Below are 21,646 nucleotides of genomic sequence, written 5' to 3' on the forward strand. Positions count from 1 at the left end.
TCATTCAGAGCCTGAGAACGGGGAAGCACCCCAGAAATAGTCGGTGATTGCGGCTGGGAATCACCGCCGCAAACGGTCAAGCCAGCTATCTCGCAGGGTCAAGGTGTTGCTTTTCTTACCTAAAGTAAGCTATGGAGTCGCGGGGTTTTGGGAGAGCATTGGGTATGCGTTACAACTGGGAGCGGGCGCCGACCGCGTTCGAACGTCATCGAAGAGCGTTGGCAGCCGCCATATTGATTGCGGGTGGCGTCGGGCTGATGCTGGCGGCCTTGCCGCTTTAAGACTGATATCCGACACGAACGCCCTGCTTTCTCCGGGCGCATGAGCTTTTTCTGCCTGCCACAAGACGGGCCGCGGCTTAGCGTGCATGGCCGGTTACGGCGATGAAGCGGCGGTCGCGTCCTTCGAAGCCCTGGCTGAAGCGCTGCACCAGCACCGCCACTACCGCCGGCCTGCCGGGCGGGGTGTATTCGTAGGATTCCGACAGGCTGTAGGAAGTCGGGCAGTTGCGCGAGCCCGGCACGGCCTTGTCCTCGTGCAGCACCTTGAACGGCTTGCCGTCCTGCCCCTGCAGCGACCGGCGGAAGCCGCGCGCCTTGCCCGTCTTGGTGCCTTGAAGTTTCTTTTCGCCCTGAAGTGTCTTGTCGCTCGGAAGAGCCTGGTCGCTTGGCTTGGCGTCATCAAAGCTTGCCGAGCAGTCCGTCTTGCTGTCGGCCAAAATCTCATCGAGATGGATGGTCGAAATCTGTGTTTCGCCATAGAACGGCGACAGCCATTTCTGCGCGGCCTGCTCGAGGCGGGGGATGTCGTTGTACTCGACCGTGTCGTCCGGGAAGGTGAACCTGTCGGAGGCCGTGCGCGTGCCGCGCTCGGCGATGCCGTATTTGGCCAGGATTGGCGCGGCCTGCTTTGCGGCCTGCGCCCGTGCCTGCTCCACCGTCGTGGTCGCCTCTTCCGATTCATCGAGGACAAGGATCGGCTTGCCGCCGACGAACTCGTCTGTGCTTGTGTCGATGATGTCGATCTGCGACCAGCCGGAAACGGCAGCGTCGAGCTCGCCATATTGCTCGAAGGCGAAATATTTGCCGTCGGGGGAAAAGCCGATGATGCGCCGCGCGGCGGCATCGCCAGCCTGGGCGGCGGAAACGATCGTCAACAGCAGCGCTGCTCCAACGGCAGATCCAACCCCGTATCGTACCGTCATTGCGCGCCCTGCCCCGATTTCAAACCCGGCCATGGTGCCTGCAATTTATGGCCAAGGCGAGATCGGCCAAGCCCCAAATTTCGGGAAAGACATGGCATTTGGGGAAAGACGTGGCCGGGAAAACCCGCATAGGCTATTGCAAGATAGAGAGTTTTCCCGAGGAGGGATGAATGGCGTCACGCTACCACGAGGTCTATGACGGCTGGAAACGCGACCCGGAACAATTCTGGGCCGCTGCCGCCGAGGCGATCGACTGGTATTCGCCGTGGACCAGCGTCTTCGATGCCAAGGCGGGCGTTTACGGGCGCTGGTTCAACGGCGCCAGCTGCAACACCTGCTTCAACGCTCTCGATCGCCATGTCGCAAGCGGCCGCGCCGACCAGATCGCACTTATCTACGACAGCGCGATCACCGGCACGGTCAAGAAATTCACCTATGCCGAATTGAAGCGCGAAGTGGTAGCGCTGACTTCGGTGCTCAAGAACCGCGGCATTCACAAAGGCGACCGCGTCATCATCTACATGCCGATGGTGGCCGAAGCGGCGGTCGCGATGCTTGCCTGTGCCCGCATCGGCGCGGTGCATTCGGTGGTGTTCGGCGGCTTTGCCTCGCACGAGCTCGCCACCCGCATCGACGACGCCAAGCCGAAGCTGGTCATCTCCGCGTCCTGCGGCCTGGAGCCTGGACGTGTCGTGGCCTACAAGCCGCTGCTCGACAAGGCGATCGAAATGTCCCGCCACAAGCCGGACGCCTGCCTGATCCTGCAGCGCGACCAGCTGCGCTGCGATCTGAGGGAGCATTACGATATCGATTTTGCCGACGCCGTTGCCCGCGAGCGCGCCGCGGGCGCCAACGTCGATTGCGTTCCGGTGCTCGCCACCGACCCGCTCTACATCATCTACACCTCCGGCACGACCGGCCAGCCTAAGGGCATCGTGCGCGACAATGGCGGCCACATGGTCGCGCTCAAATGGACGATGGAAAACGAGTTCGGCGTCAGACCGGGCGAAGTGTTCTGGGCGGCCTCCGATGTCGGCTGGGTGGTCGGCCATTCCTACATCGTTTACGGACCGCTGCTGCATGGTGCGACAAGCGTGCTGTTCGAGGGCAAGCCGATCGGCACACCCGACGCCGGCACCTATTGGCGGGTGATCGCCGAACACGGCGTGGTCGCGCTGTTCACCGCGCCGACAGCCTTCCGCGCCATCAAGGGGCAGGACCCCAAGGGCGAATTCGTGCCGAAATACGATCTGTCGAAATTCCGCACTCTGTTCCTGGCCGGCGAACGCGCAGACCCGGAAACCATCAAATGGGCGGAGCAGAAACTCAACGTGCCGGTGGTCGATCATTGGTGGCAGACCGAGACCGGCTCGCCGATGACCATCAACCCGGCGGGCCTCGGCCTGCTGCCGGTGAAATACGGCTCGCCCGGCGTGCCGATGCCGGGCTACGACATTCGCGTGCTCGACGATGCCGGCCATGAAGTGCCGCGCGGCACACTTGGCAATGTGGTGGTGAAACTGCCGCTGCCGGCCGGCTGCCTGCCGACGCTGTGGAATGCCGACGAGCGTTTCCGGCAAGCCTATCTCGAGGAATTTCCCGGCTTCTACAAGACGGCCGATGCCGGCATGATCGACGAGGACGGCTACCTCTATGTCATGGCGCGCACAGACGACATCATCAATGTCGCCGGACACCGGCTGTCGACCGGGGCCATGGAGGAGGTGCTTTCAGCGCATCCCGATGTTGCCGAATGCGCCGTCATCGGCGTCGCTGACGTTATGAAGGGCCAGGTCCCGCTCGGCTTCGTCGTGCTCAATGCCGGTGTGTCGCGCGATACCGCTGCCATCGAAGGCGAAGTGGTGGGGCTGGTGCGCGAACGGATCGGCCCGGTCGCGGCCTTCAAGACCGTGGTGACGATCAAGCGCCTGCCCAAGACGCGCTCCGGCAAGATCCTGCGCGGCACCATGCAGAAAATCGCCGACAAGGAAGAATGGACGATGCCGGCGACAATCGACGATCCCGCCATTCTTGACGAGATCACCGCGGCGCTCAAAGCCCGCGGCATCGGGGTCTGACGGCCCCAGTGGCGTTGTTTCAGCGGTCCAGACCTCCCCGGCCGGCGCCGCGCGAGCGCCTGGAAATGGATATGGACGACACCGTCGTCTACGCGATCGGCGACGTGCATGGCTGCTACAAGGAATTGCTGTCGCTGGAGCAGAAGATCCAGCTCGACGCGCTGCAATTTCGCGGCCGCAAGATTATCGTCATGCTCGGCGACTATATCGATCGCGGGCCGCAATCGTCGCGCGTGCTCGACCACCTCTTGGCGCTGCCGCCAACAGAGTTCCTGCGCGTCTGCCTGGCGGGAAACCACGAAGTGGCCATGCTGAACTATCTCGACGGCTATCTGTCGCGGGACCGCTGGCTGGCGGTCGGCGGCCTCGAGACGCTGTTTTCCTATGGGGTCGATCCGGCGCGGCTTGCCAGCCTCTATGCCTCGAGCGACGAGGTCGACCGGCGCGTGAAGGAAGTCATTCCGGCCAGCCATATCGACTTTCTGCGCAGCCTGCCGGTGCTGCTCTGTTCGGATAAATTCGTTTTCGTCCATGCCGGCATCAGGCCGGGTATCGACCTGGTCGCACAGGATGAGCAGGACCTGCTCAACATCCGCGACGAGTTCTTCAACGCCGCCTATCTGCTCGACCGCTTTGTGGTGCATGGGCACACGCCGGTCGATATCCCCAGGCTTGACGGGCGAAGGCTCGGCATCGACACCGGCGCCTTTCAAAGCGGCCGGCTGACAGCGCTCAGGATCGCCGGTAAATTCGGCAAGCTGATCTTTTCCTGACCTGCCGTGCTTCTTCGTTTGAGCGTGATCCTTTCCGAAAACCGGATCCGCTTTTCCGGATCACGCTCCTTTTCAGGATCGCGCTCCGTTCAGGCCGCGGTCTTGGCCCGCACGTCCGATTTCTCCAGATAGTAGGTCGAATAGCGGTCGAAGAACTTTTCCGAGCCGCCGAGCGAGCCGTATTTCGGCAGCTTCTTCAGATCGACCTTGTTGAGCACGGCGCCGACGACCTTGCTTGCGACGTAGGGTTCCTGCTCCAGCAGCGAGCGCACCATGGCGCGCGGCGTGCGGCCCCATTCGGCAACCAGCACGAAGCCGTCGACCAGCGGCGCAAACGCCTTGGCGTCGACCACGGGGCCAAGCGGCGGCAGGTCGACGATGATGTACTCGAACGTCTCCTTGGCGTTGTCGATGAAGCGCCGCATGCCGGCCGACGACAGCAGCTCGCTGGTATGCGAGAACTGCCCACGCAGCACGGCCGGGATGATCGCCAGCTTGGTCTGGCGGTCGACCTTGCCGACCGACTGCCAGGTCTGGCCGTTGACCACGGCCTCCATCAGCCCCTGCTCGGCCTCCATGCCGAGGTTGCGGCTGAGGCCAGGATTGCGCAGATCGGCGTCGATCAAAAGCGTCTTCGAGCCGTTGGCGGCCAGCAATCCGGCGAGATTGGCGGCGACCGTAGACTTGCCCTCGCCGGGCAGGACCGAGACCACGCCTATGACCCGGCTGCCTTGCCCTTCCATGACGACGTCGAAGGCGATCTTGGCGTTGCGCAGCGTTTCGGAGAACATCGATGCCGGCGCATCGACGCTGACCCGCAAGCGCGCCCGTTTCTCGGCCGCCGACAATGTGTTGGCGCCTTTGGCATCCGCCGCACCGTCGTCGGCGTCCTTGCCGAGCCTGCCGCCGATCATCGGCAAATAGCCGAGGAATTTGAGGCCGACGCGATCGCGAATGTCCTCGCCGGTCCTGAAGAAGCGCTCGTTGAACTCATTCAGGCCACCGAAGCCGGCGCCAAGCAGCACGCCAAGCACCAGCGACAGCGCCAGCACCCTGGAGGTGCGCGGGCTTGAGGCGGAAAGCGGCGTTGAGGCATCCGAGATGATGCGGACCTTGCCGACCGGGAAGGATTGCTGCTGCGAGGCCTCCTCGTAGCGGCTAAGGAAGGTCTGGTAGAGCGTGGTCAGCGCCTGCGCCTGCTGGTCGAGTTCGCGCAGTTTGACCTGGCTCTGGTTGTCGATGGAGCTCTTGCCGGCCGCGTCGGCGATCTTCTGCCTCAGTGAGGTCTCGCGTGAAAGCGCGACTTCATATTCATTGCGATAGCTTTCGGTCAGTTGCTTCAACTCGCCGAAAATCTGGGTCGACAGGTCGGCCTTTTCCTTGGCCAGCGCCACCGCCTGCGGATGGTCGGCGCCGAAATTGGCCGTCACGTCCTGCAGCCGCTTGGCCACTGCGAGATAGCGGGTCTTGAGCGTTGCAATGACGGAGCTTGCCGGCTGATCGCTTGAGATGGCGGAATCGTTGAAGGCATTGTCCGAGCCGCTTTCGACGATGGTCTTGTATTGCTGATAGCGGGCGCTGGCGCGCGCCGTATCGGCCTGCGCGACGATCAGTTGCGCGGTGAGATCGGCAATCTGCTTGTCGCTGATCAGCTGGCCGTCGCTGTTGGCGGCCAGACCATGCTCGGCCCTGAATTTCTCGACCGCCATAGCGGCCGCCTGTGAGTTCTGACGAAGCTCGGTCAGCCGGCCCTGCAGCCAGACCGCAGCGCGCTCGGTGGCGTCGAAACTGGCATTGAGCTGGTCGGCGAGATAGGCGTCGGCATAGGCCTTGGTGATGGCGGTGGCGAGCGCCGGATTGGTCGACTGGTAACCGATGGCGAGCACATAGGAGCGGCCGTTGCGCTGCGCCAGCACCTCGCTCTGCAGCTTCAGCACGGCATAGTCGTGGCGCGCCGTCTGCATCATGGCCTGGCGTGTCGCCTCATCGACGTTTTCCATGCCGGGAATCTGCTCGGCGGAACTTGAGCGGAAATAGCCGATCACGCCGCGCACGAAGCCGATGCCCTTGACCAGCGCCGATTGCGGCGGGTTCATGAACTCTGCGTTCTGGTCGAGTTTCAGCTTGTCGACCACCACCGAGGCCAGCCGCGCCGAGGTGATGATTTCGATCTGGCTGAGCAGGGCGGCGTCGGTCTGCATGGTGACGGATGCAGCCGAGATGTCGTCGATGACCTTGTTCAGGCCTTCGTCGATCAGCACGCTGGCGACCGACATGTATTGCTTGGGCGTGGTCTGCAGATAGAGCAACCCCAGGAACAGGCCGATGATGGCGCAGACCGCCACCACCTTGACCTGACGCGCCGCCATGCCAAGCAGGCGCTCGACGTCGATGAAGTCTTCACCCTTTTCCTGATCGGGGTTGGGCAATGGCATCCTCTTGTCGAGAGGAAAGCTGGCATAATTCATCTTCGATCCAATTCTAGGTTACAGGCGCCGGAGCGAGACGGGTCAGGTCCCACCTCGTCCGAAGCTGCGGAGATCGGGGGCAAGATATGCAACGCAAGCTTCATGCCATCCGGCGCCGGGCCTGAGCGGCCAGGCGTGCAGGCATGAGCCGCGCCATCGTCCAAACGCATATGCCCTCGAAAGATGGGCATTATGCGGCCACTTCCTGACGCTCATGCGACCGCACGAACGCCTGCAGCATTTCCAGCACAGGTCCCTTCATGTCGTCGCGCGCCAGCGCGAAGGCGATGGTCGCCTCTATGAAGCCTTCCTTGGAGCCGCAGTCGAACATGCGGCCATTGAAAGGCTGGGCAAAGAAAGACTGGCTTTTCGCCAGCCGCACCATGGCATCGGTAAGCTGGATTTCGTTGCCGGCGCCGCGCTGCTGGTTGCCCAGCAGCGAGAAGATCTCGGGCTGCAGGATGTAGCGGCCGTTGATGTAATAGTTCGACGGCGCATTGGCCGGCGCCGGCTTTTCGACCATGGCCGTCACCTCGAAGCCGCTGCCTGTCTCGGCGCCGCGCCCGACGATGCCGTATTTGCTGGTCTCGCTGGGATCACAGCGCTCGACGGCGATCACATTGCCGCCGGTCTGCTGATAGAGATCGACTGTTTCAGCCAGGCAACCTCGGCGACCGAACGACACCATATCGGGGAGCAGCAGGGCGAAGGGCTCGTCGCCGATGACTTCGCGTGCGCACCACACCGCATGGCCGAGACCATGTGGCGACTGCTGGCGGATGAAGCTGGTGGCGCCGGCCACGGGCAGCATGCTTTCGAGCGCCTCCAGCTGGGTCTTCTTGCCGGTTTGTTCGAGCGTTCCAATCAGTTCGGGGTGCAGGTCGAAGTAGTCCTCGATGACAGCCTTGTTGCGGCCGGTGACGAACACGATGTGCTCGATGCCGGCTTCGAAGGCCTCGTCCACCGCATATTGGACGACCGGCCGGTCGACCACGGGCAGCATCTCCTTCGGAATCGACTTGGTTGCCGGCAGGAACCGTGTTCCAAGCCCCGCCACAGGGATGACTGCCTTCCTGATTTTCTTCATCGCAAATTCCTTCTGAGCAGATCGATTTCAGCCTGTTGCAGGCCACGAACAAACGTCTTCATGTACTCGCCCTCCTTACTCCGCGCCGACAGCAAACTGCGCCGCCACCCTTTTGAGGCGGACGGCGATCGGCATCGACATGTGCCTGACAGCCGCCGGATCACTTAGCGCGGTGCGTATCGCTTTCAACGGCGAACGCGCCTTGATGTGCTGGACCAGCGACAGGAACGATGCCGCCTTGCGCAGGCTGCGGGCGCGTTTGGCGAAGGCGGCCGCAGCAGCAGCGTCCATGGAATTGGTCTCGGCGAAGACCGCGTCGGCCTTGCGCATCGCCTCGATATGGTGAAGCTCGAGCACGCGCGAGATCGAGCCCGTGCGGATGTGGTAGATATAGCCGGTCGTCGGCTCGACGACGCATTTTCCGCTCTTGGCCAGCGCGTTGGCGAGCAGGATGTAATCCTCGCCTATGCTCAGACTTTCATCATAGCGAAGCCCGTTTTCGATCAGGAAACGGCGCTGGAAGATCGGCTTGAGATAGCCAAGGTTGAACGTGGATTCGAAAACGATGTTGCCAGCGATGTAGTCGGCGAGCGTGATTTCACGCAGGCCCTCCAGATATTTGGCGGGAAACATCGTCGCTTCGGCAATGCCGTCCTCGCGCACCACCTGGAGGTTGTCGACGGCGATCACAGCGCCCGCGCTTTCGGCCCGCGCGATCATGGCAGAAAGCCGCCCGGGCAGGACGGCATCGTCGGAATCGAGCACCGCGACCCAGCGGCCGGAAGCCAGTTCGAGCCCGGCATTCCTGGCGCCGCCAGGGCCACGATTTGCCGGCAGCGCAACCACTTTGACGACATTTTTTGGATAGGCTCTTGCGACGTCGAGCGTGTTGTCGCGCGACTGGTCGTCGGCGACGATGATTTCGACGCTGACATCGCGCTGGGCCATGGCGCTTGCGATCGCCCGGTCGAGCGTGGCCGCGGCATTGTAGGCTGCGATGACAAAGGAGACGTCAGGCTGCACGCTTGCCTCCTTGCTGCGGGGAAGACAGTCCGTATTGGCGAATTTCGCTGATACCGACCAGGCCGCTGACGACGCCGACATGCATGATGCCGCGCAGCACGCTGCGGTTGCGGCGGACCGGGCTAATCGCGGTCAACGCCGCCATGCCGAAGCAATAGACGGCCTTGGCCGAGGCAAGGCCGACAGCCTTCGCACGCTCTATCACGCCTGCGTCATGGCCGATGAGGTGGCCGTGCGTCTGGCCGAAGCGAAAGCGGCGGCGGCGTAGCCAGTCGAAAGCGGCTCGCGAACGCGGCACGACTTCCTCGACCCACGCCTCCGGCGCAAAGGCGATGCGACCGCCTGCCTTGACCATGCGGTTGAAGAATTCGGTGTCCTCGCCGCCGCTCTGGCCGCGCGCCAGGCTGAAACGACGGTCGCGCAAGCTGTCGGCGCTCATCCTCAAAAGGACGTTGCAGGTGTAGCCGGTGCGGATTTCGCCCTGCACCCAGACCGGCAAGGTCGAATGGAAATCGCCCTTGCGCATCCAGTCCGGCGCATCCGGGCGGTAGAGCGCCCGCACCGGACCGAGCACGGCCTCGGCGCCGCTTGTCTCCGCGATAGCAATCAGTTCGGCCAGCCATTGCCGGGAAGCGGTTTCATCGTCGTCGATGAAGGCGACAAAATCGGCCGTGCTGGCATCAAGACAGGCGTTGCGGGCAACCGAGATGTTGCGCGCCGGGGCGTGCCGGTAGCGGGCCACGAGCTTCAATTCGCTCGCCAGCGCGGTCACCAGCGGCTCGGCGGTCGGCTCGTCGTCATTGTCGGCGACGATGACGCCGATGCCGAAACCGGCAGGCATATCCATGGCAGCGAGCGACCGCAGCGTGTCGGCCAGTTCCGGCCGCCGGAACGTGCAGACGCAGATGTCGATTCGGCGGCTGTCGGCGACCATCATGCCACCCCGCGCTGCGATCGCGAGCCGAGCAGTTGCAGCCAAAACCCGAGCGACCAGCCGAAATGCATGACCATCGCCGAAATGCCCGCCAGCACATTGTTGGGATTGCGCTGGCTGATGGCGGTCACAGCGCCGTAGCCCAGACAGACCGAAGCCCAGACCAGCAGCGGCACCGCCGCCAGCCAGTGGATAAAGGAAAATACCGCGAGAAGGACGACCGGCGCCACCAGCAGCGGGATCATCTGTCGAACTTTCGGGATCATGCGGTGCTTGAGCACATTCTTGGCGCGGCCGCGGCCATAGCCGAGATATTGGAAATACAGGCCCTTCAGCGACGAACGCGGATAGTAGACCATCTGCGTCTTGCCGCTCATCCAGATGCGGTAGCCTGCCCGGCGCAGGCGGTAGTCGAGTTCGGCATCCTCATTGTGGCTGAAGGTCTCGTCATAGCCGCCGACCGCGGTGAAGGCCGAGATCCGGATCAGCGCGTGATGGCCATGGTCCACCCATTCGCCGGCCGAGAAGTGCCGATGCTTGGAGCCGCCGGTGCCGAGCTTGGAATTCTGCGCCGCCGCGACCGCTTTCTGCACCGCGCCGCTGCCGCTGGTCAGCATCGAGACGACGACCGAATCGGCTGAAGTGGCGAGCGCCTCCTCGACCAGCCGGTCGCAATAATCGGCGGGATAGCCGCCATGGGCATCGATGCGGATCAGGTATTCGGCGCCGTCACCGAGGCTGGCGACGGCGAGATTGATCGCCGCGCTCTGGATACGTTTTGGGTTGTGCAGGAGGACGACCTGAGGGTCCTTGGCCGCAACCGCTTCGACAATGGCCAAAGTACCATCGGTGCTGCCGCCATCGGCAACGACGATGCGGGCGCCGAGCCTTAGCGCTGCCGGCCTGAGCTGCTCGAGCAACGCGCCGATATGGGCTGCCTCATTCAGGCACGGAATGACGATCAGGCTTGGCGGCAGCGCTTCGGTTTGCGTCATCGGCGCCTTTCCATGAACTGCACTTTTGTCATTGGTCATCCTTCAGGCCAGTGCCTCGGTGGCGAACGAACCAGGGGCAACCGCAAGGCCGCGCAGCCTGTCGACAAAGGCGCGGCAGTCGCTGCGGTCGTAGCTCCAGGTTCGTGGGTTGCGGGCCAGCACACGCGCCTTGGCCTTGCCGAAGTGCTCCTGGTCCATGCGGCCGAGCGCGGTTTCCAGGATTTCGGGCGTGGCAGCAGAAAGCAGGATGCCAATGTCCTGCTGGTTGAGAAAGCGCCCCGTCTCGGTAGTGCCCATCGAGATCGGTACGGCGCCGAAGCGGCAGCCCTCATAGAGGCGGTTGGGCAGCAACCATTCCGAATTCTGCCCTTCCTCGAAGAAATCGATCGCCCAGGAAAAATGCACTTCGCCGTAGATCGCGGCCATGTCTTCCGGGTTGCGGTAGGGGCCACGAAAGGAGAGATAGGGTTCGGCCTCGACAAAAGCATGGAAATCCGGGAATTCCGAGAGTGCCGGACGGCCCCGGAGGACGACCTCGAAGCGCCCGCCCTGACGGCGCGTGAAGTCGGCCAGCAGCTCCAGCGAGCGGCGGCAGCGCAGCGCGCCGAACCAGCCGATGCGCCACGGGGGTGCTGCAGGGTTTTCGGCCTTTGACCTGTCATCCAAGGCGATCGGCGCGGTTTCGAAGTATTTGTTTTCGACCAGTTCCACCGGTGCGGCGACCTGCCCGAACGGCTTGAAATAATTGGCGATGAAGGCCGGTGAGCTCGTCACCAGAAGCTTCACGTCGCGGGCGAGATAACGCTCCGCTGTGCGCAGTGCTTTGCCCAGCATGTCATTGCGCAGCACCAGGCGATGGATGTCGAGGCATTCGTAGACGATCGGCACGCCGCCGCGAAAGGCGGCCTTGGCGCGCCTGGCCAGCGCCAGCATTTCCAGATTGCGCGCGATGATGAGGTCGGGCTTCGGCATCGCCGCAAGCTTCGAGCCTATCGACAGCGCCGCCTTGGCGACCGCCGCCAGACGCTGGCCGAATCGGCCGTCACGCGTCGCGCCGAGGTCGACCGGCTGCAGCCCCTCGACGTCGGGAACAGCATTTGTGGTCCGACGGAAGCCGGCCAACGTGACCCGCGCGCCGCCTGCCTTGAGCATTATGATCCGCCGGCGCACCGCCGGGTCGGAAACATCGTGCACAAGGTACAAGACATGCAGCATGAAAACTCGACCGCTGTTGGCCCACCCACGGGAATGCTAACCCAGCTTTTGCTGCATCGCAACATTTTTGGTGCGCCGTAGCATAAGTGCACGTTTTTTGTTGCACTGCAAAATTGATGCGTTACCCTCCGTCGGGCTTGAGCGCCGCTCTGGCTGGTCACCCAGCCCGATGCAGCGATGGATTGTGACGCGAGCCGCATCGGGATCGTCCTGGCGTGGGTATTTTCGGTCACCATGCCCGTCCTAGGCACCGCAGGCCACGCCGCGGAATCTGCTGACGAAATGAGGTATCCCATGAAGATCGTCGTTGAAAACACAGTCTGCCTGAATACCGGGGATGCGGCGATTCTGCTGGCGATCCGCCACATTCTCAAGACGATCGTGCAAGGCGACGTGCGGTTTGCCGTCTTCGACAGCCAGCCCGAGGTTGCGGAACGACTCTATCCGAAGACGGATTATCCCGACCTCGAATTTCATAAGCTGCTGTCGGAATCCCTGTTCCGATACAAGAATGGCAGCGGGCTGAGGGACCGGTTCAAGCCGATCTACAATCGGCTCGTTCTCCAGGCTCTGCGCTGGTTTGGCAGCAGCGCGATAGGCAATTTTTTCAGCTATCGCGACCGGCGCGGTCTCGATATCTACGCCGACGCGGACATGGTGGTCACCACAGGGGGAACCTATCTCGTCGAGAACTACAATCTCGAACGACGCCTCAATCAGTTCAGGCTCGATGCCGTATTTGGCAAGGATCCGGTCTTCTTCACGCAATCCCTCGGTCCGTTCGACAAAAGTTACAACCGCCAGGAGCTCGGCCCGATCTTTGACCGCAGTCCGCTCATCCTGTTGCGCGACGAACGGTCGCGGACCCATATCCGGGACTTGGTGAAGGATCTCGGCAAGTGCCACGTGGTGGCCGATGCGGTATTCGCCTTGGCCGATACCGACAGGATCCGCAAGCGTCTCGCTTCCAGCCAGCCGCCGGCGTCGACGGGCCGCGTCGCTATTTCGGTCCGCCACTGGAACTACGTCAGCGACGGTGAGGGCGGCATGCGCCGCTATCTGGATTCGATCCGCGAGATCGCCACAATTCTTGTCAGGGACCTTGGCAAGGAGGTGACCTTCGTCTCCACGTGTCAGGGCGTGCCGGAATATGCCCATGACGATTCCAAGACCGCGCAGGCCATCGTTGCCGAGCTCGATCCTGAGATCGCCAGCCACGTAACGGTGGACGCTTCGTTCCACACGCCGGACCAGTTGATGGCGCTGGTGAAGGGCTTCGACTTCGTCGTCGCGACGCGCATGCATATGATGATCATGTCGCTTTGCGTCGGCACGCCGGTGCTGCCGATCGCCTACGAGTTCAAAACCAAGGAAGTGGCCAAGCGAATCGGTGTCGACGATGTGCTGCTCGACATCGACACCGTGACGCCCGAAGAGGCGCGCGAAAAGCTCGGCCGGTTTGCGGGAAATCTCGACCGCTATCGCAAGACAAGCCTTCAGGCCGTGCTCGAAGAACATGCTTCGGCAATGTCGGCCACAAACCTGCTGGCGCCGCTGATCGCCGGCCGCTCAGCGGATATTGCGCGCGGCGTTGGACAGGGTGGTGAACAAGGCGCGTCGCGACTGCGGGACGGCAAGCATGAAAACGAGACCGATGCCGTAGTTGAGGGCAAGCGCCAAAAAGACCGCGAGCAGGTCTGACTGGCCCGTTAGAGACGCCGGCAACCACAGGTACAGGAACCAGGCAAGCAGGGACGAGGCGATGAAAAGCCCCTGCATGAGCAGGAAGTCGGCGGCGGTCACCGGACCGACGCGATGGACCAGTAGCGCCAGCACGGGAACGCGCAGCACGTAACCGCTGATGGCATAGGCCGCGGCAACGCCGACGGCGCCCCAGTGCAGGCCGACGACGAAGGCAGCGACGGTCGTCAGCGACGAATAGATGCCCCAATGGAACATGGTCTTCGTCTTGCCCTGACAGATGAATATCCATCCCGTCGTGCTTGAAACGGACTGGACCAGGCTGGCGATGCCCAGCCAGGCAAAGATCGGTGCGACCGGTGCCCAGCCCGCGCCGAAGAGAAGTCCGACGATCTGATTGGAGGTCAGCGTCAGCGCCGCGATGCCCGGCATGGTAACGGCCGCCAGCATCCAGTTGGTGCGCACATAGATATCGCGAAAGCGGGCCTTGTCATCGTGGATGCGGCTGAGCAGCGGCACCATGACCCGTGTCAGCGGCTGGTTGATGTTCTGCAGCGGGAACAACAGGAGCTTGTAGGCGCGGTCGTAATAGCCGAGTTCGATCGCACCGGAATATTTGCCGATGAGAATGTTGTCGAGATTGCGCGAGAAGAAGTTGGCGAGGTTGAAGCCGGTCAGGTTGGCGCCGAACGACAATATATCGGCATCGACCTTCAGGTCCGGCCGCAAAGGCGTCCAACGCGCCACCAGCCAGGCGGCAGCCAGGGCGATAGCTGCCGAAACCGCCGGGCCGATGACCAGCGACCAGTAGCCCAACCCCGCATAGGCCGCGATCGCGGCGGCCAGAAGTCCGGCGGCGGCGCTTATCACGTCGTTCAGTGCGAGCTGGCCGAACTGCAGGTGCCGGTTCATCAACGCCAGCGGCACTGCGGCGAGACTGCCGAGAAGCAGCGGCAGGGCGGAGCCAAGGGTGATGCCGGACATACGTTGATCGCCATAGAACGCGGCGATGGCAGGCGCCAGGCCGGCCACTACCACGGCACTACCCAGCCCGACGAGCGCGCTGATCCAGAACACCTGGTTGAGCTGCTGGTTGCTGATGTCCTTGCGCTGAACCACAGCCTGCTGCAGGCCCAGATTCTGAAGCAGCCCGACGAAGGCCACGATCGGCCCGACGGAAGCCACCAGACCGAAATCCTCGGGGACGAGCAGACGGGCCAGCACGATGACGGAGAGAAACTGGATCGCCATCTTGAAGCCCTGGGCGCCGATGGTTACCAGCCCGCCGCGCAGGGCGACACGACCGAACTGGGGGGGCGGATTGGCGTTCATGCAAGCGACCTCGTTTCGCCAAGCCGCATGGCGATTTCCACGAAATGTTGGTTCAGCAGATCGGAGTTGAACTCCGCCTCGATCTTCTTGCGCGCCGCGAGAGCGATCCCTTCACACGGCTTCGGATTCTCGGCGATCCAGGCAAGCTTGCCGGTCAGCGCCGCAAGGTCCCGCTCAGCCACGAGAAAACCCGTCTTGTGATCATCGATCAATTCAGGGATCCCGGAATGATATGTGCTGACCACCGTCAGGCCGGCGGCCATCGCTTCCATCAGCGAAACCGGAATGCCTTCCAGATCGCCATCGCGGGCGCCGACGCTGGGCAGCAGGAACACATGCGCATCGCGCAGACGCTGTTTGACTTCGCTGTGCGGCCGGGGCCCAAGAAAATTCACCCTGTCGGCAATGCCAAGCTCTGCGGCGATCCCGTTCAGCTGCTCGAGAAGTTCTCCGCCGCCGATCACCGAGTAGATCCAGTCTCGCCGCGGCAGGCCAGCAAGCGCGCGAAGCGCATATTCGATGCCCTTCTTTTCAGTCAGGCGGCAGACCGAGATGAAAGAGAGCGTAGCCTGCTCCCATGAACGCCACCGATAGTCGATGTCACTCGGCCGCACCCCCATATGGTGAACCACAACCTGCTCCGGCGATGCACCGACCTCAATCAAGGCATCGCGGAAAAACGCATTCACCGGCAGTTGAAGAACGCCCTTTTCGAACACAATCTTGTAGCGCGCGAGCGTATTGTCATGCAGCGGTTCGCCGACATCACGGCCGTGAAATATCGTCACCAGGGGAGCGGAAATCCTCCCGCGCTTGATCGCGCGGGCCACGCGCATGCCGTTGTTGCCGAAATGGGCAACGATGACGTCGGCGCCCTGCAGTTTTCGCGCATGAGCAATGTCGATGGCGGTCGAGAGCTTGTCCCAGAACCTGCCGGACCACTTCCTGAGCAGCGGGCGATAGCGACCCAGGCCACCCCACCAGCATACGACCTTTCCTGGCAACGCCTGCCAGCGCGGATCATCGATGTTGCTGTCCCTGCCGAAGGACGTCTCGTTGCAGACGACGCCGACTTCCATGCCGCGCTCAAGGCATCCGGCTATCTGGTCGAGAACAAAGGTTTCGGACAATGAGGGAAACTTGTCGACTACAAAGCAGATCTTCATCGGCAGGATGCGCTCGTCCGGGGAGCCGGTGTCCCTTTGACAAAAGCCGGGCCGAAGACAGGGTGGCGGAAGCACAAGACATGCAGCATGGAACTCTACCGCTGTTGGCCCACCCGCAGGAACGTTAGTACAGGTCTTGCTGCACTGCAACATTTTTGGTGCAGTGTAGCAAGATTTCCCTCAGCTTGGCGTGCCTGCCGATCAAACGCAGAGGAGCAGTGTCAGCCGGCAGATGAAGGATCCGCCAAGCCCTCGGAAACGCCGACATGACCGGTGGGTGCATGCGCAGGGCTCGATGTGGCCAGTTGGGTAACGATCTGCGCAAAACGTTCATTCAGAACATCTGCGTTGAAGTCCTCCTCGACTTTGCGGCGTGCGGCAAGCGCGATACGCTCGCATTCGGTCGGGTGCTCCGCGGCCCAGGCAAGCTTGCCGGCAAGCGCTGAAATATCTCGCTCGGGCGCAAGCAACCCCGTCTCCCCATCCTTGATGAGCTCCGGGATTCCCGAATGATACGTGCTGACCGCAATCAATCCGGCGGCCATGGCCTCCATGAGCGCGACCGGAATGCCTTCCATATCCCCGTCGCTGGCAGTGATACTTGGCAGCAAAAAGAGATGCGCCATGCGAAGCCGTCTTTTCACCTCTGCGTGAGGGAGGCTGCCGAGGAATGTTACGCGACCAGCCAAGCCCAGCTCTACGGCCAGCTTCTCCAGATTCATCCGCAGAGGACCGTCGCCAACAATGTCGTAACGCCAGTCTAGCTGCGGCTGGGAGGCCTTGAGGGAGGCCAGGGCTCGCAAGGCGAACTCGACGCCTTTCTTTTCGACCAGGCGGCAAACCGTCGCCACGACCAGTTGGGTGCCTTCCCACGATTCCCAGCGATAGCCGATTTCGCGGGTGTCAATTCCCATATGGTGGACCGTCGTGCTCGCCTGGGACAGGCCGGCTTCCAGCAGCATCGTGCGGAAGTAATCGTTGACGGGCAGGTTCAGGGTCCCATGCTTGGTCAGCCCGGCATATTGTGTCGCGAGCACTGCCTGCCGCGCCGGGATCGCCACGTCCGCGCCGTGAAAGATGGTTATGATCGGTGGTTTGAGCACCTTCCATTTCTTCAGTGCGGCTGCTCTCTCGCCGTTCTGTCCGAAGTGGGCGACAATCACATCGCAGCGGTTCAGGCGGCGTGCAAAGGCGATGTCGAGAACGGTCGAGGCCTTGTATCGCAGACGCGGCGGCAGACGCTGTACAAATTTGCTGATTACAGCGGCCCATCGCCACCAATGTCGGGTTCTGGCGAGCAGCGTCGCCATCGGCTCGCTTTGCCGGTCAATTCGGTGGTCACCTTGCATCTTTTCGCAGACCACTTCGACCTGAAAGCCCCGCGCCAGCAGCCCAGCCATCTGGTCCACGACGAAGGTTTCCGAAAGCAGAGGGAATTCGCCGACGACAAAGCCCACGCGCATGACCCGCCCATAAGGTTGGGGCTTGCTCGGACCAAGCGGTCCATATCGCACAAGCCCTAATGTAGACAGGCAGAATACACGTTGATTGCTGCAGTGCCACAAAATATTGCACTGCAGCAATTAAAAGTGATCCGGACGGGCGCACGACGCCTGGACCTGGCTAACGGGAACTTTGCGCGACCACGGTCGTGCAGCGTCTCAGCTGAAATGCAACACGACGCGTTTAGGCTGCGCGCTCCAAACCGACACGTCTTGCGCGGTCGAGAACGCCCATGAACGTTGCGAACTGGCTGTCGGGGTTCATTTGCCGCCGCTCCGAAAACTGACGTGCTGTCGCTGACAGCCGCTTGTACTCGGCCTCATCGCTCCACAGCCGCCTGATCGTTGCGACCCAGTCGGCGAGCGGGGCGTCGTAGTCCAGTACCACGCCGCCGGCGCCGATCGCTTCCGGCAGACCGCCGCGCCGCGAGCCGACCACGGGAATGCCACTACAATGCGCTTCCGAGGCCACCCGGCCCCAGGCTTCTTCCCATTTGCTGGGCGCAAGCAGGATTTTCGTGCGGCCGTAGACCGTCTTCATGTCGCTGGTGCGGCTTTCCAGCTTGACGTTCTGGAGGGGAGAGATTGTTGCTTCGATCCGGGCTCGATGATCGTCGTCGAGCTTCCAGCTTTCGACGAACAGGAACGGGATCTCGGGACAGGCGGCGGCAATGCGCACCGCAAGATCGAAGCCTTTTTCCTCATATGGATTGATGAGCGTGACAAATTCACCGGTCGTCGGTGTGCTGTAGAACGCGGGATTGATGGTCGGCGGAATAACCGTCGAATCGATATCGAATTTTGCCTTATAGGCGCGCGCGGTGAACTCGGAGTTGGCGATATAGACCGCCGAATGGAGCTCACGCAGATCGCCGGCCAATTCGTCGAATTCGACATTCCTCAGATAGACGGTCAGCGGCACGCCAAGCCTCTGCAGCTCTCTGCCGATCGGCACCGAATTGTGGCACTGCACGACCGCGACATCCGGCCTCAACTTTTTGACGGCGAAGTCGGCCGCTTCCCAGGGGAACCACGCCCGTACAACCGGATAGCCCGGGAAATTGTCGATGACCGCGCGCTGACGAAGGAGCTTCATCTTGGCGCGCGCCCTGAAGCCGAACATGCCGTCGCCGAACAGGGCTGCCAGAACGGATGCCTCGTGACCGTTTTCGCGCAATTGCTCGACCAGGTGGTGGGTGCTCGACTGGACGCCCCCGCTGAATTGCGGCGTGTAGCCGGTGCCGCCTGCAAACAGAACTTTCATGAACCTGGCTCCGCGTTGTGCCGCCCTGCCTTCACGCCGCCATCCTGCCGATCGAGAAATACTCGATGCCGTGACGGGCGATGACCTTGGGATCATAGAGGTTACGGCCATCGAAGATGACCGGCGTGGTCAGGGCATCCTTCACCGCGTCGAAGGACGGGGCGCGGAAACTCTTCCATTCGGTGGCGATCAGCAACGCGTCGGCGCCGCGCAGTGCCGCCTCCTTGGTGCCGCACAACAAAAGGTCGTCGCGCAGGCCGTAGATGGCCTGGCATTCCTGCATCGCCTCGGGGTCGTAGGCCTGCACATTGGCGCCGGCCTGCCACAGCGCCTCCATCAGGACGCGCGCCGGCGCCTCGCGCATGTCGTCGGTGTTGGGCTTGAAGGCGAGGCCCCAGAGCGCGAAGGTCTTGCCCTTGAGACTGCCCTTGAAATAACGGTGCACCTTGTCGAACAGCACCGACTTCTGGGCATTGTTGCGCTCCTCCACGGCGCGCAGCAGCTTGGCGTCGAACTTGACACCTTCGGCGGTCTTGATCAGCGCGCGGACATCCTTGGGAAAGCACGAACCGCCATAGCCGAGGCCGGGATAGATGAAGTGGTAGCCGATGCGCGGATCCGAGCCGATGCCCTTGCGTACCTCCTCGATGTCGGCGCCGAGCTGCTCGGCCAGATTGGCCATTTCGTTCATGAAGGAGATCTTGGTCGCCAGCATGCAGTTGGCGGCGTACTTCGTGAATTCGGCGCTGCGCACGTCCATCACGATCATCTTCTCGTGGTTGCGGTTGAACGGCGCGTAGAGCTCCCGCATCACCGCCTCGGTGCCCTCGCTGTTGGTGCCGACAATGATGCGGTCAGGCTTCATGCAGTCGGCGACGGCGGAACCCTCCTTGAGGAACTCAGGATTGGAAGCGACGTCGAAAGCCAGGTCCTGGCGCCCGCGCGCCTTCAGCGTCGCGGCGATTTTGGCCTTCACCTTTTCGCAGGTGCCGACCGGCACGGTCGACTTGCCGACGACGATCTTGGGACCGTCCATTTCGCGGCCGATGGTCTCGGCCACCGCCAGCACATATTTGAGGTCGGCCGAACCATCTTCGCCGGGTGGCGTGCCGACCGCAATCATCTGGATCTCGCCATGCTTGACGCCGGCGGCGGCATCGGTGGTGAACTTGATGCGGCCGGCGGCGTGGTTCTCCTTGACCAGGGCCTCCAGTCCCGGTTCGAAAATCGGCACCAGGCCCTGGTTGAGCCGCTCGACCTTCTTTTCATCGACATCGACGCACACCACCTGGTGCCCGACCTCCGCCAGCACCGCGGCCTGCACGAGACCGACATAGCCAATTCCAAAGACCGTCAAATTCATTCGGGTTAATTCCTGTTCACGCCCTTTGGCCTTATATAGCCGGGCCGGTTCAGATCTACTTTATGCTGCTTACACTGCATGCCAGCGATTCCGGAAACTGGCACGGCTGGCCGAGCGCGGTGAAGGCGACGCGCTGCACCTGCATCGTCACCTGGCGGCCGGGGTCCGAAAAGGCGCCCATCCAGTTTTTCAGCGTGTCGCTGCCCCAGAGGCTGAAGAATATCTTCTGCGAGTGGGTCGGCAATTGCTCGGGATTGGTCACTTCCTGGACCAGCTTGCCGTTGACGTACCAGCGCAGCCGGTCCTTTTCCCAGATAAAGGCATAGTCGTTGAAGCCCTTGTCGGCGCCGCCTTCGACCTCGGCCAGCTTCTCGTTCTTGGGCTTGCCGGCGATGTAGCTGTTGACCTGCACCTTGGATGTATCCTTGGTCAGCACCTCGAAGTCGATCTCATACCAGGGCTGTTTGTCGGCAGGGCCGATATAGGTGAAGAAAGCGGCGTTGAGACCGGATCCGGTGTCGGTCTTCATCCGTGCTTCATAGGTCCCATAGCCGAAGCGCTGCTTGGTCTGGATCTCGGCGCAGGCGAACTCGCGGTCCTTCAGTTTGCGCTTTTCGAACCCGAGCGTCAGCATGTTGTCGGAAAATTTTACCAGGCTTTTCGACCAGGTGCAGTTCTGGTGATTGCCGTTCGACCAACCGTCGGAGACATACCAGCGCGAACGATCGAAACTCTTGAAATCGTCGACGAAGGACGGTGCGCTTTGCATCTCCGGGGAGGCGTCCTGGGCGCGGGAGGGGTGGGCGGCGCCGAGCAGAGCTGCGGCTGCCGACAACAGAAGCGCACCAACGGATAGAAGACGCGTTGGGTTTACAAGACGCATTGGCCGATTTGGCCGCGCGGAAATCATGGCATCGATTGCCGCCATGGGCGTCGTCTTCGGATCTGCGTTCATATCAATTCACCTTTGTGCTGTTCCGCCCCAACCCAAAGTCACCGATTGGCCCACATTGCTAACGGGCCGATCCCGATCCTCCGTCCCCGAACTTTCTCTTCTGTGTCTCGTGTGACCGTGTTCAGCCGAAGCGACCTGCGGGTTTGACATATTCGCCGTGCGAATCAGAACCCTGGCCATCCTCGCCGACGATCGCGTCGAGTGAATGACGCAGTTCCTTCATCCGGCTCGTCTGGCGCACCAGCTCGGCGATGCGCTGTTCGCAGTTCAGGATGGACTTCGTCAGCTCGCCGACTTCCGACAGCTTGCTTGCCGACGCCGAGCCGTTCTCCATCGACTCGACCAGGAAGGCCGCGTTGGTGGACTTCGACCGGTAGCGGGCCTCCAACCCGGTCTTCTCGGCCGCAATCTCGGCCGTGATCTGATCCAACAGCTTTGCCAGACGGTCGAAACGCGCCAGATCGGTCTGCTTGTCGCGCGCTGGGTCCCTGGACCTGAAGCCGAAAATTGAAGCCATCCGGTTGGCCTTCCAAAATTGCTGCACCGCAACATACAGTGCCATCGTCGGGGCGTGTAGGCAACCTCC

General features: G+C 62.3%; 16 protein-coding genes and 1 pseudogene. 3 read left to right on the forward strand and 14 right to left on the reverse strand.

The window, feature by feature from the left end; translation table 11 throughout:
- Nucleotides 1–358 precede the first annotated feature (358 nt).
- Nucleotides 359–1,156: a DUF2259 domain-containing protein gene (locus NKI05_RS19935; RefSeq protein ID WP_245261948.1), complete on the reverse strand. Its 798-nt coding sequence runs from the start codon at nucleotides 1,154–1,156 to the stop codon at nucleotides 359–361.
- A gap of 218 nt (nucleotides 1,157–1,374) precedes the next feature.
- Between NKI05_RS19935 and NKI05_RS19940 the strand changes: the two genes are divergently transcribed.
- Nucleotides 1,375–3,282: a propionyl-CoA synthetase gene (locus NKI05_RS19940; RefSeq protein ID WP_352710282.1), complete on the forward strand. Its 1,908-nt coding sequence runs from the start codon at nucleotides 1,375–1,377 to the stop codon at nucleotides 3,280–3,282.
- 71 nt (nucleotides 3,283–3,353) lie between these two features.
- Nucleotides 3,354–4,055 carry a metallophosphoesterase family protein gene (locus NKI05_RS19945; RefSeq protein ID WP_245261950.1) on the forward strand — a complete coding sequence of 234 codons (702 nt, stop codon included), beginning with the start codon at nucleotides 3,354–3,356 and terminating at the stop codon, nucleotides 4,053–4,055.
- A gap of 89 nt (nucleotides 4,056–4,144) precedes the next feature.
- On the opposite strand, the gene NKI05_RS19950 is transcribed toward NKI05_RS19945, so the two are convergent.
- From NKI05_RS19950 to NKI05_RS19975, 6 genes are all read right to left on the reverse strand, one after another.
- A complete protein-coding gene (locus NKI05_RS19950; RefSeq protein WP_023816349.1) occupies nucleotides 4,145–6,523 on the reverse strand; it encodes a polysaccharide biosynthesis tyrosine autokinase in 2,379 nt (792 codons plus the stop codon).
- Nucleotides 6,524–6,713: 190 nt separating this feature from the next.
- On the reverse strand, nucleotides 6,714–7,610 hold the full coding sequence (gene galU / locus NKI05_RS19955) for a UTP--glucose-1-phosphate uridylyltransferase GalU (protein WP_023668795.1): 897 nt from the start codon (nucleotides 7,608–7,610) through the stop codon (nucleotides 6,714–6,716).
- Nucleotides 7,611–7,685: 75 nt separating this feature from the next.
- The gene (locus tag NKI05_RS19960; protein WP_023689993.1) at nucleotides 7,686–8,633 is read right to left on the reverse strand and encodes a glycosyltransferase family 2 protein; all 948 of its coding nucleotides are present in this window, start codon (nucleotides 8,631–8,633) and stop codon (nucleotides 7,686–7,688) included.
- Entirely contained in the window at nucleotides 8,623–9,570 is a 948-nt protein-coding gene (locus NKI05_RS19965; protein WP_023684220.1) for a glycosyltransferase family 2 protein, read from the reverse strand. The genes NKI05_RS19960 and NKI05_RS19965 overlap by 11 nt, the downstream gene beginning before the upstream one ends.
- A complete protein-coding gene (locus NKI05_RS19970) occupies nucleotides 9,567–10,562 on the reverse strand; it encodes a glycosyltransferase family 2 protein (RefSeq protein ID WP_023711254.1) in 996 nt (331 codons plus the stop codon). The genes NKI05_RS19965 and NKI05_RS19970 overlap by 4 nt, the downstream gene beginning before the upstream one ends.
- A gap of 42 nt (nucleotides 10,563–10,604) precedes the next feature.
- Complete coding sequence (locus tag NKI05_RS19975) at nucleotides 10,605–11,777, reverse strand: glycosyltransferase (protein WP_023689991.1); 1,173 nt, start codon at nucleotides 11,775–11,777, stop codon at nucleotides 10,605–10,607.
- Nucleotides 11,778–12,071: 294 nt separating this feature from the next.
- On the opposite strand from NKI05_RS19975, the pseudogene NKI05_RS19980 reads away from it, so the two are divergent.
- Nucleotides 12,072–13,121, forward strand: a pseudogene (locus NKI05_RS19980) (polysaccharide pyruvyl transferase family protein); the annotation flags it as partial.
- A gap of 225 nt (nucleotides 13,122–13,346) precedes the next feature.
- On the opposite strand, the gene NKI05_RS19985 reads toward NKI05_RS19980, so the two are convergent.
- The 7 genes from NKI05_RS19985 to NKI05_RS20015 form a co-directional block, all read right to left on the reverse strand.
- A complete protein-coding gene (locus NKI05_RS19985; RefSeq protein WP_023684224.1) occupies nucleotides 13,347–14,810 on the reverse strand; it encodes a lipopolysaccharide biosynthesis protein in 1,464 nt (487 codons plus the stop codon).
- Nucleotides 14,807–15,976, reverse strand: a complete 1,170-nt coding sequence (locus NKI05_RS19990) for a glycosyltransferase (protein WP_023816351.1) — start codon at nucleotides 15,974–15,976, stop codon at nucleotides 14,807–14,809. The genes NKI05_RS19985 and NKI05_RS19990 overlap by 4 nt, the downstream gene beginning before the upstream one ends.
- 221 nt (nucleotides 15,977–16,197) lie before the next feature.
- Nucleotides 16,198–17,439, reverse strand: a complete 1,242-nt coding sequence (locus tag NKI05_RS19995) for a glycosyltransferase (protein ID WP_023816352.1) — start codon at nucleotides 17,437–17,439, stop codon at nucleotides 16,198–16,200.
- 223 nt (nucleotides 17,440–17,662) lie between these two features.
- Nucleotides 17,663–18,742 carry a glycosyltransferase gene (locus NKI05_RS20000; protein WP_023668804.1) on the reverse strand — a complete coding sequence of 360 codons (1,080 nt, stop codon included), beginning with the start codon at nucleotides 18,740–18,742 and terminating at the stop codon, nucleotides 17,663–17,665.
- Nucleotides 18,743–18,773: 31 nt separating this feature from the next.
- Complete coding sequence (locus NKI05_RS20005) at nucleotides 18,774–20,105, reverse strand: UDP-glucose dehydrogenase family protein (RefSeq protein ID WP_023668805.1); 1,332 nt, start codon at nucleotides 20,103–20,105, stop codon at nucleotides 18,774–18,776.
- A gap of 55 nt (nucleotides 20,106–20,160) precedes the next feature.
- Complete coding sequence (gene exoK / locus NKI05_RS20010) at nucleotides 20,161–21,060, reverse strand: endo-1,3-1,4-beta-glycanase ExoK (RefSeq protein ID WP_023816353.1); 900 nt, start codon at nucleotides 21,058–21,060, stop codon at nucleotides 20,161–20,163.
- 121 nt (nucleotides 21,061–21,181) lie between these two features.
- Entirely contained in the window at nucleotides 21,182–21,490 is a 309-nt protein-coding gene (locus NKI05_RS20015) for a hypothetical protein (protein WP_502898766.1), read from the reverse strand.
- Nucleotides 21,491–21,646 lie beyond the last annotated feature (156 nt).

The sequence above is a fragment of the Mesorhizobium sp. M0771 genome (assembly GCF_040320155.1).
Classification (GTDB): Bacteria; Pseudomonadota; Alphaproteobacteria; order Rhizobiales; family Rhizobiaceae; genus Mesorhizobium.

What these genes read in the sequence shown, in the direction of transcription:
- NKI05_RS19940 (WP_352710282.1), top strand. Translation starts at nt 1,375, where the DNA reads ATGGCGTCACGCTACCACGAGGTCTATGACGGCTGGAAACGCGACCCG.
- NKI05_RS19945 (WP_245261950.1), top strand. Translation starts at nt 3,354, where the DNA reads ATGGACGACACCGTCGTCTACGCGATCGGCGACGTGCATGGCTGCTAC.
- NKI05_RS19950 (WP_023816349.1), bottom strand. Translation starts at nt 6,523, where the DNA reads ATGAATTATGCCAGCTTTCCTCTCGACAAGAGGATGCCATTGCCCAAC.
- galU (WP_023668795.1), bottom strand. Translation starts at nt 7,610, where the DNA reads ATGAAGAAAATCAGGAAGGCAGTCATCCCTGTGGCGGGGCTTGGAACA.
- NKI05_RS19965 (WP_023684220.1), bottom strand. Translation starts at nt 9,570, where the DNA reads ATGATGGTCGCCGACAGCCGCCGAATCGACATCTGCGTCTGCACGTTC.
- NKI05_RS19970 (WP_023711254.1), bottom strand. Translation starts at nt 10,562, where the DNA reads ATGACGCAAACCGAAGCGCTGCCGCCAAGCCTGATCGTCATTCCGTGC.
- NKI05_RS19975 (WP_023689991.1), bottom strand. Translation starts at nt 11,777, where the DNA reads ATGCTGCATGTCTTGTACCTTGTGCACGATGTTTCCGACCCGGCGGTG.
- NKI05_RS19985 (WP_023684224.1), bottom strand. Translation starts at nt 14,810, where the DNA reads ATGAACGCCAATCCGCCCCCCCAGTTCGGTCGTGTCGCCCTGCGCGGC.
- NKI05_RS19990 (WP_023816351.1), bottom strand. Translation starts at nt 15,976, where the DNA reads ATGAAGATCTGCTTTGTAGTCGACAAGTTTCCCTCATTGTCCGAAACC.
- NKI05_RS19995 (WP_023816352.1), bottom strand. Translation starts at nt 17,439, where the DNA reads ATGCGCGTGGGCTTTGTCGTCGGCGAATTCCCTCTGCTTTCGGAAACC.
- NKI05_RS20000 (WP_023668804.1), bottom strand. Translation starts at nt 18,742, where the DNA reads ATGAAAGTTCTGTTTGCAGGCGGCACCGGCTACACGCCGCAATTCAGC.
- NKI05_RS20005 (WP_023668805.1), bottom strand. Translation starts at nt 20,105, where the DNA reads ATGAATTTGACGGTCTTTGGAATTGGCTATGTCGGTCTCGTGCAGGCC.
- exoK (WP_023816353.1), bottom strand. Translation starts at nt 21,060, where the DNA reads ATGAACGCAGATCCGAAGACGACGCCCATGGCGGCAATCGATGCCATG.